Source organism: Pseudomonas anguilliseptica, from assembly GCF_021375795.1.
Lineage (GTDB): Bacteria > Pseudomonadota > Gammaproteobacteria > Pseudomonadales > Pseudomonadaceae > Aquipseudomonas > Aquipseudomonas anguilliseptica_A.
This window is the reverse complement of sequence record NZ_JAEIOI010000005.1, coordinates 99,840-115,157: the sequence shown is the minus strand read 5'-3', so window position 1 is coordinate 115,157 and position 15,318 is coordinate 99,840. Positions and strand designations below refer to the sequence as shown.

Genomic DNA, 15,318 nt, shown 5'->3' with positions numbered 1-15,318 from the left:
AGCTGACGATGAAAGCTTTTACCCAACACACCGGCCTGGTTGCACCGCTTGATCGTGCCAACGTCGACACCGACCAGATCATCCCCAAGCAGTTCTTGAAGTCGATCAAGCGCACTGGCTTCGGCCCGAACCTGTTCGATGAGTGGCGCTATCACGATGTCGGTCAGCCGAATCAGGACAATTCCAAACGCCCGGTTAACCAGGAATTCGTGCTGAACTTCCCGCGCTACCAGGGCGCCAGCGTGCTGCTTGCGCGGGAGAACTTTGGTTGTGGTTCGAGCCGCGAACACGCGCCTTGGGCGCTGGAAGAGTACGGCTTCCGTACGATCATCGCTCCGAGCTTTGCCGATATCTTCTTCAACAACAGCTTCAAGAACGGCCTGCTGCCGATCATCCTCAAGGAAGAAGAGGTTGATGCGCTGTTCCAGCAGGCAGAAGCCACTGTCGGTTATCAGCTGACCGTCGACCTAGCCGCGCAGACCGTGACCCGTCCCGATGGTGTGCAGTACAGCTTTGAGGTTGATGCCTTCCGCAAGCATTGCCTGCTCAATGGTCTGGACGATATCGGTCTGACCTTGCAGGACAGCGATGCGATCAAGGCCTTTGAAACCACCTATCAGCAGCGCAGCCCTTGGCTGTTCGGCGCAATCAAATAATCAGTGGGCGAGTGCATCCGTCACTCGCCGATTTAATGAGTTGAGAAAAACATGTCCAAACAGATTCTGATTCTCCCCGGCGACGGTATTGGCCCGGAAATCATGGCCGAGGCGGTCAAGGTGCTGAACCTGGCCAACGACAAGTACAACCTGGGCTTCGAACTGAGTTTCGATGATCTCGGCGGTGCGGCAATTGACCGTTACGGCGTGCCGCTGGCTGACGAGACCTTGGCACGCGCCAAGGCTGCCGATGCGGTACTGCTCGGAGCCGTCGGCGGGCCGAAGTGGGACGCCATTGATCCAGCCATCCGCCCGGAACGCGGCCTGTTGAAAATCCGTTCGCAGCTGGGTCTGTTCGGTAACCTGCGCCCGGCCATCCTCTACCCGCAACTGGCCGAGGCTTCCAGCCTCAAGCCGGAAGTGGTCGCTGGTCTGGATATCCTCATCGTCCGCGAGCTGACCGGTGGCATCTACTTCGGTCAGCCACGTGAGAGCAAGGTGCTGGAGAACGGCGAGCGCATGGCCTACGACACGCTGCCGTACAGCGAGAGCGAAATCCGTCGTATTGCCAAGGTGGGTTTCGACATGGCCCGTGTGCGCGGCAAGAAGCTGTGCTCGGTGGACAAGGCCAACGTCCTGGCCTCCAGCCAACTGTGGCGCGCCGTGGTCGAGGAAGTGGCCAAGGACTACCCGGACGTCGAGTTGAGCCACATGTACGTCGACAACGCCGCCATGCAACTGGTGCGTGCGCCCAAGCAGTTCGACGTGATGGTCACCGACAACATGTTTGGTGACATTTTGTCTGACGAAGCTTCGATGCTCACTGGTTCCATCGGCATGCTGCCGTCGGCATCTTTGGACGCCAACAATAAGGGCATGTACGAGCCGTGCCACGGCTCTGCGCCGGACATCGCCGGCAAGGGCATCGCCAACCCGTTGGCCACCATTCTCTCGGTGTCGATGATGCTGCGTTACAGCTTCAATCAGACAGCGGTCGCCGATGCCATTGAATTGGCTGTAAGCAAGGTGCTTGATCAGGGCCTGCGTACCGGTGACATCTACAGCGCAGGTACGACCAAGGTCGGCACTGCGGCAATGGGTGATGCGGTAGTCGAAGCGCTGCGTAGTCTGTAATCTTTCCGGCCCCGTCGTACTAGGCGGGGCCGCATATAGAGGTTTGAGTGTTATGAAACGTGTAGGTCTGATCGGTTGGCGCGGCATGGTCGGTTCCGTGCTGATGCAACGCATGCTGGAAGAGCAGGATTTCGACTTGATCGAGCCGGTGTTCTTCACCACCTCCAATGTCGGCGGCCAAGGTCCGGCGATTGGCAAGGAAACGGCGCCCTTGAAGGACGCCTACAGCATCGACGAGCTGAAAAGCCTGGACGTGATCCTGACCTGCCAGGGCGGCGACTACACCAACGAAGTCTTCCCCAAGCTGCGCGAAGCCGGCTGGCAGGGCTACTGGATCGATGCCGCCTCGTCGCTGCGTATGGATGACAGTTCGGTCATCGTGCTTGACCCGGTCAACCGCAAGGTGATCGATCAGCAACTGGATGCGGGCACCAAGAACTATGTCGGCGGTAACTGCACCGTCAGCCTGATGCTCATGGCGTTGGGTGGTCTGTACGAAGCCGGTCTGGTCGAGTGGATGAGTGCCATGACCTATCAGGCGGCCTCCGGCGCCGGTGCGCAGAATATGCGTGAGCTGATCAAACAAATGGGCGCGATCAACGCCTCGGTGGCCGATGAGCTGGCCGATCCAGCCAGCGCCATTCTGGATATTGACCGTAAAGTGGCCGAAGCCATGCGCGGTGAGTCGTTCCCGGTCGACAATTTCGGCGTGCCGCTGGCCGGCAGCCTGATTCCTTACATCGACAAGGAACTTCCAAATGGGCAGAGCCGTGAAGAGTGGAAGGGCCAGGCGGAAACCAACAAGATTCTCGGTCGCTTCAAAAACCCGATCCCGGTCGATGGCCTGTGCGTGCGCATCGGTGCCATGCGCTGCCATAGTCAGGCGCTGACCATCAAACTGAACAAGGATGTGCCGCTATCGGACATCGAAGGTCTGATCAGCCAGCACAACCCTTGGGTCAAGCTGGTGCCAAACCAGCGTGAAGCGAGCATTCGCGAGCTGGGCCCGACTGCTGTAACCGGTACCCTGAGCGTGCCGGTCGGCCGTCTGCGCAAGCTCAATATGGGCTCGCAGTACCTCGGCGCGTTCACGGTCGGTGATCAACTGCTGTGGGGCGCGGCCGAACCGCTGCGCCGTATGCTGCGTATCCTGCTGGAGCGCTGATACGCAACCCGCTGTTAAAAGAGCGGGTTGTCGGGTGTTCGAGTCAAATCGGGCGCTTGGCAGCCCGCTTCTTTGCATTTGTCGGGCCTGGCTATACAGTGCTGGGCTTATTTCGCTTGAAGTGCCGTCATGACCCGAACCTTTGATATTGCCGTGATCGGTGCCACCGGTAGCGTTGGCGAAGCCTTGGTGCAACTGCTGGAAGAGCGCGACTTCCCGGTAGCCAATCTGTATTTGCTGGCCAGCGGAGAGTCGGCAGGGCGCTCGCTGACCTTCAACGGCAAAAGCCTGCGCGTTCGCGATGTGCAGGGCTTTGATTTTGCCAATGTGCGCCTGACGTTCTTTGCCGCAGGCAGCAAGATTACCCAGGCGTATGCGGCGCAGGCGGCTGCGGCCGGCTGTGCGGTGATTGATCTGGCCAGCGGTCTGCCCGCTGAGCAGGCGCCGCGGCTGGTGCCTGAGGTCAATGCGCAGGTGCTCGCTGCGCTGAATGCGCCATACCTGCTGACCAGTCCGAGCGCGCCGGCAATCGCCCTGGCGGCAGTGCTGGCCGCGCTGCCGGAGTCCCTGGTTATTCAGCGCCTGACCGTGACTGCTTGCCTGGCTGTTTCCAGTCGCGGCCGTGAAGCTGTATCCGAACTGGCGCGCCAGACCGCTGAATTGCTCAACGGTCGTGCTCTTGAGCCACGGCTGTTTGATCGGCAGGTGGCGTTCAACTTGTTGGCGCAGGTCGAACAGCCCGATAGCGATGGGCATGCTGCGCTGGAGCGGCAAATAGCCGGTGAAATCAGGCAATTGCTTGGCGTGCCGCACCTACCAGTTGCCATAACCTGTATCCAGGCGCCGGTGTTTTTTGGCGACAGTTTGAGCGTTTCCCTGCAGGCCGAGTCGTCTATCGACTTGCAGCAGGTCTGTGCTGCGCTGGACGGCGCACCTGCGCTGGAGCTGGTTGAGTCGGATGATTACCCGACTGCGGTGGGCGATGCCGTCGGTCAGGACGTGGTCTATGTGGGCCGGGTACGTGCGGGTCTGGATGATCCAGCCCAACTCAATTTGTGGATCACGTCTGATAATGTGAGAAAAGGCGCGGCGCTGAATGCTGTGCAAATAGCCGAGTTGTTGATAAAACACTATCTGTAAAAGATACTTACCTAGAAATTTGAAGAATCTTTCGAGCTTGGCAATACTGGCTGAGTTGATTGCTGAATGGGGTAACACCTTCGGGTGGGGCAGGCAGCAATTTTCAAGATCCTCTCGCTGGTCGAGAAAAAAAGATAAAACAAGGGATAACGCTATGGTTCGGGTTCGCAAACTGGTGCTGGCAATCGCAGCTGCTTCGGCGCTGTCATCCGGTATGGCGCACGCGCTGGGGCTGGGTGAGGTGACCCTGCAATCGGCGCTCAATCAGCCGCTGGTCGCAGAGATCGAGTTGCTGGAAGTGCGCGACCTGGCTTCCAATGAGGTCATTCCAACCCTAGCGTCCCCCGAAGCATTCACCAAGGCTGGTGTTGACCGTCAGTACTTCCTGACGGACCTCAAGTTCACACCCGTGCTCAAACCCAATGGCAAAAGTGTCATTCGGGTGACTTCCAGCAAGCCCATGCGCGAGCCCTACCTGAACTTCCTGGTTGAAGTGCTGTGGCCCAATGGCCGTTTGCTGCGTGAATACACCTTGTTGCTCGATCCACCGCTCTATACCCCGCAGAGCGTAATCCCAGCTACTGCGCAACTGCCTGTTGCCGCACCAACGCCACGTGTACAGGCTCCTGTAGCCGCTCCGCGTCCAGCTGTTGCAGCTGCTCCGGTTGCTCGTCCTGCTGCTCCAGCTGCCCCTGCCGCCCCGGCTGCGCCAGCAGCCAAGCCGCTGGATGGCAATGAATACAAAACCACTGCCAATGACACCCTTTGGGAAATTGCCCAGCGCGCACGTGCGGGTGGCAGTGTGCATCAAGCCATGCTGGCTATTCAGGACCTGAACCCGGATGCCTTTGTCGGCGGTAATATCAACCGTCTGAAAAGCGGCCAGGTGCTGCGTCTGCCGGATGAACAGCAGATCAAGAGTCGTGCCCAGGGTGAGGCCATTGCCCAGGTCGCCGAGCAGAATGCTGCCTGGCGTGAAGGTCGTAGCGTAGCGACCAGCGCTCGTCAGCTAGATGCCACCAAACGCACCAGCGCTGCTGCCGCGCCGGCCAAGGTCGAGGCCGGCGATAGCTTGAAACTGGTTGCCGCTGAGAGTGGCAAGGCCACTACCGGCAGTGACAAGGGCGCAGCTGACAGTAAGGCTTTGACCGACAAGCTGGCCGTGACCCAGGAAAGCCTGGACTCCAGTCGCCGTGAAAACGACGAGCTGAAAGGCCGTATGACCGACTTGCAGAGCCAGCTCGACAAACTTCAGCGTCTGATCCAGCTTAAAGACGATCAGATGGCCAAGCTACAGGCTGATCTGGCTGCACAAAACAACGCACCAGCTCCGGCTGCTGTCCCGGCACCTGCAGTAGTGGTTGAAACCCCCGTGGTTACTGAAGCCCCGGTAACACCTGCGGCAGCAGCTGTACCGCAAGAGCCTGCGGTCGTGCCTGCTCCGGTTGAGCCGGCCGCAACAGGTGAAACCGATTTCAACTACAGCGAAGAGCCTGCTGCACAGCCTGAAGCAGCTGCGCCCGCAGTGCAGGAGCCCGCTCCGGTTGTTGCACCTGAGCCTGCCCCGGTAGCTCCGCCAGCGCCTGTTGTTGAGGCTCCGGTGGTTGCAGAGCCACAGGCCGAGAGTAATGTCATTGACGATTTGTTGGCTAACCCGGTGCTGTTGGGGGTTGCCGGTGGTGGTGCATTGTTGGTGCTGCTATTGGCATTGATGATGCTGTCCCGTCGTAATGCTTTGAAAGAGGCGGAGCTGCAGGAAAGCCTGGCCGCCGACGATAATGCTTCTGACCTGGGTGCGGGGCTGGATTTGCCTGACGACAGCTTTGATGGTCTGAGCGATGACCTCGGCAGCCAGCAGTCCGATGCGCCGAGCGAAGAGCGGGTAACCGCGCAGACTGGTGATGCCTTGGGTGAGGCCGATATCTACATCGCCTATGGCCGTTTCCCACAGGCTGCCGAGTTGCTGCAGACGGCAATCAATGATGAGCCGCAGCGCAGTGATCTGCGTCTGAAACTCATGGAAGTCTATGCCGAGATGGGCGACCGCAACGGTTTTGCCCGTCAGGACGATGAACTGCGTGAAATTGGTGGTAGCGCCGCTGAAGTCGATCAGATCAAAGCCAAGTACCCTGCAATGGCGGCGGCAGCTGCCGGTGCCGGTTTTGCAGCGGCTTCGTCTGCTGAGGATCTGGACAGCTTCAGCCTGGATGACCTGACTCTGGATGATCCTGCTCCGAAAGCGCCGGCTGGTGATCAGGACGATGCATTTGACCTGAGCCTGGACGACCTTGAATCTGAACTGGACCGTGACCTGCAAGCGGCGGGTGACAATGCTTCGCTGAATGATTTGGACAGCTTGGCGCTGGACAGCGACCTGGACTTCAGTTCTCCGATTGAGCAAGCCGACAGCAAAGAAGATGATCTGGGTTTTGACCTGAGCCTGGCGGACAGTACCAGCGACAGCCTGGACTTGGGCGGCGATCTGGCGGACTTCAGTCTGGATCTGGATGCACCGGCCAAATCGACCGAAAGCGCTGCGGCCGAAGATGATTTCCTGCTGAGCCTGGATGATGAGCCCAAGGTTGCGCCGGCTGCTGCTGAACCAAGTTTTGAATTGCCAGCGGAAGATGCGGCAGGTGACTTTGACCTGTCAGCTGACTTTGATCTGTCGCTGAGTGATGACGCCCCAGCTCAGCCGTCGAGCGATAGTTTTGCGGCGCAACTGGACGAAGTCAGCGCCGAGCTGGATCTGCTTTCCGATGACCTGGATCAGCCTGCTGATCTGGATCTATCGCCAAGCACCGCGCCTGCCAGCGCTGCACTGGATAATGACGATGACTTCGACTTCCTCTCTGGTACCGATGAAACGGCCACCAAGCTTGATCTGGCGCGCGCCTACATCGACATGGGTGATACCGAAGGTGCTCGCGACATCCTTGATGAAGTCATCACCGAAGGTAATGAAGGTCAGCAACAGGAAGCGCGTGAGCTGATCGCTAAACTGGTTTGATACATGTCTGATGGTATTACTACAACGGCAGCCGACTCGGCTGCCGTTGGCGTTTTCAAGATAGCTCTGGGTGTCGAGTACAAGGGTTCGCGCTATCGCGGCTTTCAGCGCCAGCGCGCCGGTGTGCCTTCAATCCAGGAGTCGTTGGAGAAAGCCCTGGCGAAAGTCGCCGGCGGTGTTCCCGTAACCTTAAGTTGTGCCGGGCGTACCGATGCGCTGGTGCATGCCAGTGGCCAGGTCGTGCATTTCAATACACCGGTCGAGCGCTCCATGCATGCTTGGGTGATGGGTGCGAACATGAATTTGCCCGGTGATATCAGCGTGACCTGGGCCAAGTCGATGCCCGCGCACTTTGATGCGCGTTTCTGCGCCCAGGCGCGGCGTTACCGTTATGTGATTTATAACGACCAGATTCGCCCGGCGCATATGGCTGAAGAGGTCACCTGGAATCACCGGCCTCTGGATATCGAACGCATGCGCCAGGCGGCGCGGTGTTTTATTGGTACCCACGATTTCAGTGCGTTCCGCGCGCGCCAATGTCAGGCCAAATCGCCAATCAAGACGGTGCACCACCTGGAGTTACTCCAGCATGGCCGATTTATCGTGCTGGATATCCGCGCCAATGCCTTTTTGCATCATATGGTGCGCAATATTGCCGGTGTGCTGATGACCATTGGGGAGGGCGAGCGGCCGGTGGAATGGGCGCAGGAAGTGCTGGAAACTCGCGTGCGGCGTACCGGGGGCGTGACTGCGCATCCCTATGGGTTGTACCTGGTGCAGGTCGACTATCCCAAGGAGTTCGACTTGCCCCAACGTTACCTGGGGCCGCATTTCCTCTCTGGTTTACCGGACGTTGCCGTCGATATCTGAAGCGCATCAACCACGGGCTGCTGCGCTTTTGTGAGTGTGCAGCTTGCGTAGAGGCGCCAACAAACCCTAGCATCCGGCTTTCACTGAATTTACTGAGGTCTTCCTGTTGTCAGCCGTTCGCAGCAAGATTTGTGGCATTACCCGCATAGAGGATGCACTGGCCGCAGTAGCAGCGGGCGCGGATGCGATTGGTCTGGTGTTTTATGCCAAGAGCCCGCGGGCGGTCAGCGTGCAGCAGGCGCGGGCCATTATTGCTGCCTTGCCGCCTTTTGTGACCACGGTTGGCCTGTTCGTTGATGCCAGCCGCTGTGAGTTGGGCGAAATTCTTGATGCGGTGCCGCTCGACTTGCTGCAATTCCACGGTGACGAGACCCCGGCCGCCTGTGATGGTTTTCACCGCCCCTATATCAAGGCGCTTCGCGTCAAGCCAGGTGATGACATCGCTGCGCAGGTCGCGATGTACAAGAATGCCAGCGGTGTACTGTTGGACACCTATGTCTCAGGCATCCCAGGAGGCACGGGCGAGGCTTTCGACTGGTCGCTGGTGCCGGCGCAATTGAGTAAGCCGGTCATCCTGGCAGGTGGCCTGACGGCCGAGAATGTGGCACAGGCCATTACTCAGGTGCGTCCCTACGCCGTGGATGTCAGTGGCGGTGTCGAGTCGGCCAAAGGCATCAAGGACGCGGCGAAGATCAGCGCGTTCATGCAGGCAGTCAAGCGTGCTTGAGTGATGTCGGGGGATGTGACGACGCCGCTGGCTTGGCCGTCCATAACCCTGTTGCAGGTTGTATGAACACTGCAGGCGGTCGTTTCAAGGTGGCTGGTGTTAGCACCGGCCCCTGAAATGGCTGTACTCATGAATTTTCCCTGGTAGGCCCGGTCGCATATAGCGCAGCCGCCCGGTTAACAGCGTTGGAGAGTCAAGAGCATGAGCAACTGGTTGGTAGACAAACTGATCCCATCGATCATGCGATCCGAGGTCAAGAAGAGTTCGGTGCCCGAAGGCCTGTGGCACAAGTGCCCGTCCTGTGACGCGGTGTTGTACAAACCCGAATTGGAAAAGACCTTGGACGTCTGCCCCAAGTGCAATCACCACATGCGCATTGATGCCCGTGCGCGCCTGGATATATTCCTCGATGCCGAGGGGCGTGAAGAGCTGGGTGCCGACCTTGAGCCGGTTGACCGGTTGAAGTTTCGCGACAGCAAAAAGTACAAGGATCGCCTTGCTGGCGCGCAAAAGCAGACCGGTGAGAAAGATGCCCTGGTGTCGATTCGCGGCACCCTGGAAGGCATGCCGATTGTGACCTGCGCGTTTGAATTCTCCTTTATGGGCGGTTCGATGGGCGCCATCGTCGGTGAGCGCTTTGTCCGTGCTGCCAATGCCGCGCTGGAGCAGCGTTGCCCGCTGGTGTGCTTCTCCGCCTCCGGTGGCGCGCGTATGCAGGAGGCGCTGATCTCGCTGATGCAGATGGCCAAGACCTCGGCCGTGCTGGCACGTCTGCGTGAAGAAGGTATTCCGTTTATTTCCGTACTGACCGACCCGGTATATGGTGGCGTATCGGCCAGCCTTGCCATGCTTGGTGATGTGATTGTTGCCGAGCCTCGTGCTCTGATTGGCTTTGCTGGTCCGCGCGTGATCGAGCAGACCGTGCGCGAGAAACTGCCAGAAGGTTTCCAGCGCAGCGAATTCCTGCTGGAGCATGGCGCCATCGATATGATCATTCACCGTGCTGAGCTGCGTCCGCGTCTGGCGCGCCTGTTGGCCCAGCTGATGGGGCTGCCATCACCTGTTGCACTGCCGGCGACTGCATGACTGAACGTTCCCTTGCCGATTGGCTGAGCTATCTGGAGCAACTGCACCCCAGCGCCATTGATATGGGGCTGGAGCGTTCGCGGATCGTGCTGCAGCGCCTGGGGCTGGCCAGGATTGCTCCGCGGGTGATCACCGTCACCGGTACCAATGGCAAGGGGTCGACCTGTGCCTTTATCGCCTCGCTGCTGCAAGGGCAGGGGCTCAAGGTTGGTGTTTACAGCTCTCCCCATCTGCTGCGCTATAACGAGCGCGTGCAGATTGCCGGTGTTGAAGCCAGTGATGCACAGCTCTGCGAAGCCTTTGCCGTGGTTGAAGTGGCGCGCGGCGATACCTCATTGACCTATTTCGAAATGGGTACCCTGGCGGCTTTCTGGCTGTTCCAGCAGGCGGGGCTGGATGCTCTGGTTTTGGAAGTGGGCCTGGGCGGTCGGCTGGATGCGGTGAACCTGCTGGATGCCGATATTGCCGTGGTGACCAGCATAGGCATCGACCATGCCGACTGGCTCGGCGATAGCCGCGAGTCAGTCGCCTTTGAAAAGGCTGGCATTCTGCGCGCTGCTAAACCTGCTCTGTGCGGCGATATTGATCCGCCGCAACCGCTGCTCGATCAGGTAGCGCTGCTGGATGCGCCATTTTTCCTGCGTGGCCGCGATTATGACTTGAGTGTTGGTGAGCAAGGCTGGTCCTGGTATGGGCTGAATGATCACGGCGAAGTGCTGCGTCTGAGTCAGCTGCCGTTGCTTGATTTGCCTATGGAAAACGCTGCCCTGGCCCTACAGGTCTATGCCGTGATGCAACTGCCTTGGCAGCCTGAGGCGATCAGCAAGGCATTGTTGCAAACCCGGGTAACCGGGCGACTGGATCGCAGAATGTTCAATTGGCAGGGCAAGTCACTCACGCTGCTGCTCGATGTTGGGCATAATCCCCATGCAGCGGACTATCTGGCCCAGCGTCTGGCATCGCGAGCCTTGCCGGGCAAGCGTTTGGCAGTGTTTGGTCTGCTTGCTGACAAGGACCTGAGTGGTGTGGTGGGGCCCTTGTTGAGCGAAGTGGACAACTGGGCAGTGGCACCATTGCCAACCAGTCGTAGCCGTGAAGTCGCCGAGTTGCAGGCGCACCTGCAGCACTGTGGCGCGCAAGTGGTGGCTTACGCCAGTGTGCAGGCGGCACTTGAAGCGCAGTGCGAGCAGGCCGCCGATGGCGATGAAGTGCTGTTGTTTGGATCTTTCTATTGCGTGGCCGAGGCCCTGGATTGGCTGGCCCGCCAAGCCAATGGGGGCGTGCAGGATGGCTTTGCTGGATAAAGGATTGAAGCAGCGCATGGTCGGTGCGCTGGTGTTGCTGGCGCTGGCAGTGATCTTCTTGCCTATGCTGTTATCGCGTGAAGACGAGTCGCGCCGGGTGCTGGTGGATGCTCCCGAAATGCCGGCTGTGCCTGAAATGCCGAATATTGAGGCACAGCCAGTGGCTGTGCCTGAGCCGCAGTTGCTGCCAGATGAGCCGGTTGGTCCCGACGCCGTGCAAAGTCTGGAGCCGGTCGAGGCGCCGTCGCTTGAACAGCCGGCCGTGGTTGCTGCGCCAGTCCCTGCTGCTGTGCCAGCGGCCGCGCTACCTGTTGCACCGAGTAAGCTGGATGCCAATAGCCTGCCGATCAGCTGGTCGGTGCAACTGGCCAGTCTGTCCAGCAGTGATGGTGCGCAGAAGTTGCAGAAAACCCTGCGCAGCCAGGGCTATAACGCCTATATCCGCAGCGTCGATGGTATGAACCGGGTGTTTGTCGGGCCGCTGATTGAGCGTGCCGAGGCGGATCGCCTGCGTGATCAGCTCAACCGTCAGCACAAGCTCAATGGGTTTGTGGTGCGCTTTCAGCCAGAAGCAGGCTGATCAATCGGCTTGATAGGCCCTGTCAGTTCAGGCAGTCGCCGGATTGGCCGGGCATTTCAGCGGTTGGTGAATCCTTTGCTTACTCCCTTTGCAGGTGCTCTGCTAAAATGCAGCGCCTTTCCCGTCGGTAACCTGCATCGTGGCATTCACCTGGGTCGATTGGGCGATTATCGCCGTTGTCGCCATTTCAAGTCTGATCAGTCTGAGCCGAGGCTTCGTCAAGGAAGCCCTGTCGCTGCTTACCTGGATCATTGCTGGCGTGGTCGCCTGGATGTTCGGCGGCGCGCTCTCGCAGCACCTGGTGGACTATATCGATACCCCCTCGGCGCGCGTGATTGCAGGGTGCGCCATTCTGTTTGTAGTCACCCTGCTGGTGGGGGCTCTGGTCAATTATCTGATTGGTGAGCTGATCAGGGTGACAGGTCTGTCGGGCACTGATCGCTTTCTCGGCATGGTCTTCGGCGCGGCGCGCGGTGGCCTGCTGGTCGTGGTGCTGGTCGGGCTGATCAGCCTGGCCCCGGTGCAGCAAGACAGCTGGTGGCAGGAGTCAGCACTTCTGCCACATTTTCTGATGGTTGCAGACTGGTCGAAAAACCTGATCCTGGGGATGTCCAGTCAGTGGCTTGCCAGCGGCGTGACAGCGCCGGTGGAGTTACCGTTCAAAGAGGCGCTGCTGCAGCCCAAGCTGCCGTAAGTGCATTGCGAATCATCGTGTTTCATTGAGTAGGGGTTGCGTCACATGTGCGGCATTGTCGGTATCGTCGGTAAATCGAACGTCAATCAGGCGCTGTATGACGGGCTGACCGTCCTCCAGCACCGCGGCCAGGATGCTGCCGGTATTGTCACCAGCCATGATGGCCGCCTGTTCCTGCGCAAGGATAACGGCCTGGTGCGTGATGTGTTCCAGCAGCGCCACATGCAGCGTCTGGTCGGCCATATGGGTATCGGCCATGTGCGTTACCCGACTGCGGGCAGTTCCAGCTCGGCCGAAGCGCAACCGTTCTACGTCAACTCGCCGTATGGCATCACCCTGGCGCACAACGGCAACCTGACCAACGTTGAACAGCTGGCCAAGGAGATCTACGAGTCCGACCTGCGCCACGTCAACACCAGTTCCGATTCGGAAGTGCTGCTCAACGTATTCGCTCACGAGCTGGCGCAACGCGGCAAGTTGCAGCCCACTGAAGAAGACGTGTTTGCTGCCGTGACGGACGTGCACGAACGCTGCCTGGGTGGTTATGCAGTTGTGGCAATGATCACCGGTTACGGCATTGTCGGCTTCCGCGACCCTAACGGCATCCGCCCGATCGTCTTCGGTCAGCGTCACACCGACGAGGGCGTGGAATACATGATCGCCTCGGAAAGCGTGTCGCTCGACGTGCTCGGTTTCACCCTGATCCGTGACCTCGCGCCGGGTGAAGCGGTGTACATCACCGAGGAAGGCAAGCTGTTTACCCGCCAGTGCGCGGCGAATCCGAAATACGCCCCATGCATCTTTGAACACGTTTACCTGGCACGTCCGGACTCGATCATGGATGGCATCTCGGTGTACAAGGCGCGCCTGCGCATGGGCGAGAAGCTGGCCGAGAAGATCCAGCGCGAGCGTCCGGATCACGACATTGATGTGGTTATCCCGATTCCGGATACCAGCCGTACCGCAGCGCTGGAGTTGGCCAACCACCTGGGCGTGAAATTCCGCGAAGGTTTTGTGAAGAACCGCTACATCGGTCGCACCTTCATCATGCCGGGCCAGGCAGCGCGCAAGAAATCTGTGCGACAGAAACTCAACGCCATCGAGCTGGAGTTCCGCGGCAAGAACGTGATGCTGGTGGATGACTCCATTGTGCGTGGCACCACCTGCAAGCAGATCATCCAGATGGCCCGCGAAGCCGGGGCGAAGAACGTGTATTTCTGCTCGGCGGCGCCGGCGGTGCGTTACCCGAACGTGTATGGCATCGATATGCCCAGTGCGCACGAGTTGATCGCGCACGGTCGCAGTACCGAGGAAGTCTGTGAGCTGATCGGCGCCGACTGGCTGGTCTATCAGGACCTGCCAGACCTGATCGAAGCGGTCAGCGGCAGCAAGAAGATCAAGATCGACAATTTCGACTGTGCGGTGTTTGACGGCAAGTACGTCACCGGTGACGTTGATGAGGCCTACCTGAACCGCATCGAGCAGGCGCGTAACGACGCTAGCAAGGTCAAGTCGCAGGCGGTCAGTGCAATCATCGACCTGTATAACAACTAGGTTGCAGCCTGGCCCGCTGCGGCGGGCTGGTTGAAGGAATTGGCAATGACGAATGAATGGCAAGCCGGGCGTCTGGACAGCAATCTGGACGGCGTCGGTTTCGACACCCTGGCGGTTCGCGCCGGCCAGCACCGTTCACCCGAGGGTGAACACAGCGAGGCGATCTACCCGACCTCCAGCTATGTATTCCGCTCAGCGGCCGACGCGGCTGCGCGTTTTGCCGGGGAAGTGCCGGGTAACGTTTACTCGCGCTACACCAACCCGACGGTGCGTGCCTTCGAGGAACGCATCGCCGCTCTGGAAGGCGCCGAGCAGGCAGTAGCCACCGCGTCTGGCATGTCGGCGATCCTGGCCATTGTCATGAGCTTGTGCAGTGCTGGCGACCACGTGCTGGTGTCGCGCAGTGTGTTTGGTTCGACCATCAGCCTGTTCGAGAAGTACCTCAAGCGCTTTGGCGTGCAGGTCGACTACGTGCCTCTGGCGGATCTCGACGGCTGGGCCGCCGCGTTTAAATCCAACACCAAGCTGCTGTTTGTCGAGTCGCCGTCCAACCCGCTGGCCGAACTGGTAGACATCGCGGCTTTGGCCGAGATTGCCCACAGTAAAGGCGCGCTGCTGGCGGTGGATAACTGCTTCTGCACCCCGGCGTTGCAGCAGCCGTTGAAGCTTGGTGCCGACGTGGTGATGCACTCGGCGACCAAATATATCGACGGTCAAGGCCGCAGCATGGGCGGCGTGGTCGCCGGTTCGGCCAAGTTGATGACCGAGGTGGTGGGCTTTTTGCGTACCGCCGGGCCGACGCTCAGCCCGTTCAATGCCTGGATTTTCCTCAAGGGCCTGGAAACCCTGCGCATCCGCATGCAGGCGCATTGCGCCAGCGCGTTGCAACTGGCGTTATGGCTGGAGCAGCAACCAGGCATTGAGCGTGTGTATTACGCAGGCCTGCCCAGCCATCCGCAGCATGAACTGGCCAAGCGTCAGCAGAGTGCCTTCGGTGCCGTGGTCAGTTTTGAGGTCAAGGGTGGCAAAGAGGCCGCCTGGCGCTTTATCGATGCCACGCGGGTGATTTCCATCACCACCAACCTCGGTGACACCAAAACCACCATTGCCCATCCTGCGACCACTTCCCATGGCCGTCTGACACCGGCCGAGCGGGCCAATGCCGGGATTCGTGACAACCTGATCCGCGTTGCCGTCGGTCTTGAAGATCTAGCTGATCTGCAGGCGGATCTGGCGCGCGGTCTGGCGGCGCTCTAAGCCACTCCCAGCACCTGGCGGGTGGCCCGCCAGGTGTTCCATTGTTTACCAGCGGCTTTTTATTGCTTCGCGCTATCTGATGGCGTGCTCAACTGTGGGCCAACCTTTGGCTAGCCGCAGGCGAACTTTGACGCACTTCAA

At 59.5% G+C, this 15,318-nt stretch carries 13 protein-coding genes; all 13 read left to right on the top strand.

The genetic code is table 11. The annotated features are described in order from the left end of the window. The first annotated feature begins 8 nt into the window (after positions 1-8). The 13 genes from leuD to IOD17_RS16405 all read left to right on the top strand — a co-directional run bounded on the left by leuD (position 9) and on the right by IOD17_RS16405 (position 15,177). Positions 9-656: a 3-isopropylmalate dehydratase small subunit gene (gene leuD, locus IOD17_RS16465; RefSeq protein WP_233686120.1), complete on the top strand. Its 648-nt coding sequence runs from the start codon at positions 9-11 to the stop codon at positions 654-656. Positions 657-707: 51 nt separating this feature from the next. Then, complete coding sequence (leuB, locus tag IOD17_RS16460; protein WP_233686119.1) at positions 708-1,790, top strand: 3-isopropylmalate dehydrogenase; 1,083 nt, start codon at positions 708-710, stop codon at positions 1,788-1,790. Positions 1,791-1,842: 52 nt separating this feature from the next. Beyond that, positions 1,843-2,955, top strand: coding sequence for an aspartate-semialdehyde dehydrogenase (gene asd, locus IOD17_RS16455; RefSeq protein WP_233686118.1), 1,113 nt, complete (start codon positions 1,843-1,845; stop codon positions 2,953-2,955). A gap of 129 nt (positions 2,956-3,084) precedes the next feature. Continuing rightward, positions 3,085-4,095 carry an aspartate-semialdehyde dehydrogenase gene (locus IOD17_RS16450; RefSeq protein ID WP_233686117.1) on the top strand — a complete coding sequence of 337 codons (1,011 nt, stop codon included), beginning with the start codon at positions 3,085-3,087 and terminating at the stop codon, positions 4,093-4,095. Between the two features lie 154 nt (positions 4,096-4,249). After that, on the top strand, positions 4,250-7,105 hold the full coding sequence (locus IOD17_RS16445; protein WP_233686116.1) for a FimV/HubP family polar landmark protein: 2,856 nt from the start codon (positions 4,250-4,252) through the stop codon (positions 7,103-7,105). A 3-nt stretch (positions 7,106-7,108) separates the two neighbouring features. After that, complete coding sequence (truA, locus tag IOD17_RS16440) at positions 7,109-7,975, top strand: tRNA pseudouridine(38-40) synthase TruA (RefSeq protein ID WP_233686115.1); 867 nt, start codon at positions 7,109-7,111, stop codon at positions 7,973-7,975. 106 nt (positions 7,976-8,081) lie between these two features. Continuing rightward, positions 8,082-8,702: a phosphoribosylanthranilate isomerase gene (locus IOD17_RS16435; protein ID WP_233686114.1), complete on the top strand. Its 621-nt coding sequence runs from the start codon at positions 8,082-8,084 to the stop codon at positions 8,700-8,702. A 201-nt stretch (positions 8,703-8,903) separates the two neighbouring features. Continuing rightward, positions 8,904-9,788, top strand: coding sequence for an acetyl-CoA carboxylase, carboxyltransferase subunit beta (accD, locus tag IOD17_RS16430; RefSeq protein ID WP_233686113.1), 885 nt, complete (start codon positions 8,904-8,906; stop codon positions 9,786-9,788). Continuing rightward, positions 9,785-11,092 (top strand): bifunctional tetrahydrofolate synthase/dihydrofolate synthase, encoded by a 1,308-nt coding sequence (folC, locus tag IOD17_RS16425; protein WP_233686112.1) that lies wholly within the window; start codon positions 9,785-9,787, stop codon positions 11,090-11,092. The genes accD and folC overlap by 4 nt, the downstream gene beginning before the upstream one ends. Continuing rightward, positions 11,076-11,672, top strand: coding sequence for an SPOR domain-containing protein (locus tag IOD17_RS16420; protein WP_233686111.1), 597 nt, complete (start codon positions 11,076-11,078; stop codon positions 11,670-11,672). Before folC ends, IOD17_RS16420 begins: the two co-directional genes overlap by 17 nt. Positions 11,673-11,811: 139 nt before the next feature. Continuing rightward, a complete protein-coding gene (locus IOD17_RS16415) occupies positions 11,812-12,366 on the top strand; it encodes a CvpA family protein (RefSeq protein WP_233686110.1) in 555 nt (184 codons plus the stop codon). A 45-nt stretch (positions 12,367-12,411) separates the two neighbouring features. Further along, positions 12,412-13,920 (top strand): amidophosphoribosyltransferase, encoded by a 1,509-nt coding sequence (purF, locus tag IOD17_RS16410; RefSeq protein ID WP_233686236.1) that lies wholly within the window; start codon positions 12,412-12,414, stop codon positions 13,918-13,920. A gap of 45 nt (positions 13,921-13,965) precedes the next feature. Next, positions 13,966-15,177, top strand: coding sequence for an O-succinylhomoserine sulfhydrylase (locus IOD17_RS16405; RefSeq protein WP_233686109.1), 1,212 nt, complete (start codon positions 13,966-13,968; stop codon positions 15,175-15,177). The last annotated feature ends 141 nt before the right edge of the window (positions 15,178-15,318 follow it).

Bases quoted from the DNA above. Each gene is read 5' to 3' on its own strand.
- leuD (WP_233686120.1), top strand. From the start codon at position 9: ATGAAAGCTTTTACCCAACACACCGGCCTGGTTGCACCGCTTGATCGT.
- leuB (WP_233686119.1), top strand. From the start codon at position 708: ATGTCCAAACAGATTCTGATTCTCCCCGGCGACGGTATTGGCCCGGAA.
- asd (WP_233686118.1), top strand. From the start codon at position 1,843: ATGAAACGTGTAGGTCTGATCGGTTGGCGCGGCATGGTCGGTTCCGTG.
- IOD17_RS16450 (WP_233686117.1), top strand. From the start codon at position 3,085: ATGACCCGAACCTTTGATATTGCCGTGATCGGTGCCACCGGTAGCGTT.
- IOD17_RS16445 (WP_233686116.1), top strand. From the start codon at position 4,250: ATGGTTCGGGTTCGCAAACTGGTGCTGGCAATCGCAGCTGCTTCGGCG.
- truA (WP_233686115.1), top strand. From the start codon at position 7,109: ATGTCTGATGGTATTACTACAACGGCAGCCGACTCGGCTGCCGTTGGC.
- accD (WP_233686113.1), top strand. From the start codon at position 8,904: ATGAGCAACTGGTTGGTAGACAAACTGATCCCATCGATCATGCGATCC.
- folC (WP_233686112.1), top strand. From the start codon at position 9,785: ATGACTGAACGTTCCCTTGCCGATTGGCTGAGCTATCTGGAGCAACTG.
- IOD17_RS16420 (WP_233686111.1), top strand. From the start codon at position 11,076: ATGGCTTTGCTGGATAAAGGATTGAAGCAGCGCATGGTCGGTGCGCTG.
- purF (WP_233686236.1), top strand. From the start codon at position 12,412: ATGTGCGGCATTGTCGGTATCGTCGGTAAATCGAACGTCAATCAGGCG.
- IOD17_RS16405 (WP_233686109.1), top strand. From the start codon at position 13,966: ATGACGAATGAATGGCAAGCCGGGCGTCTGGACAGCAATCTGGACGGC.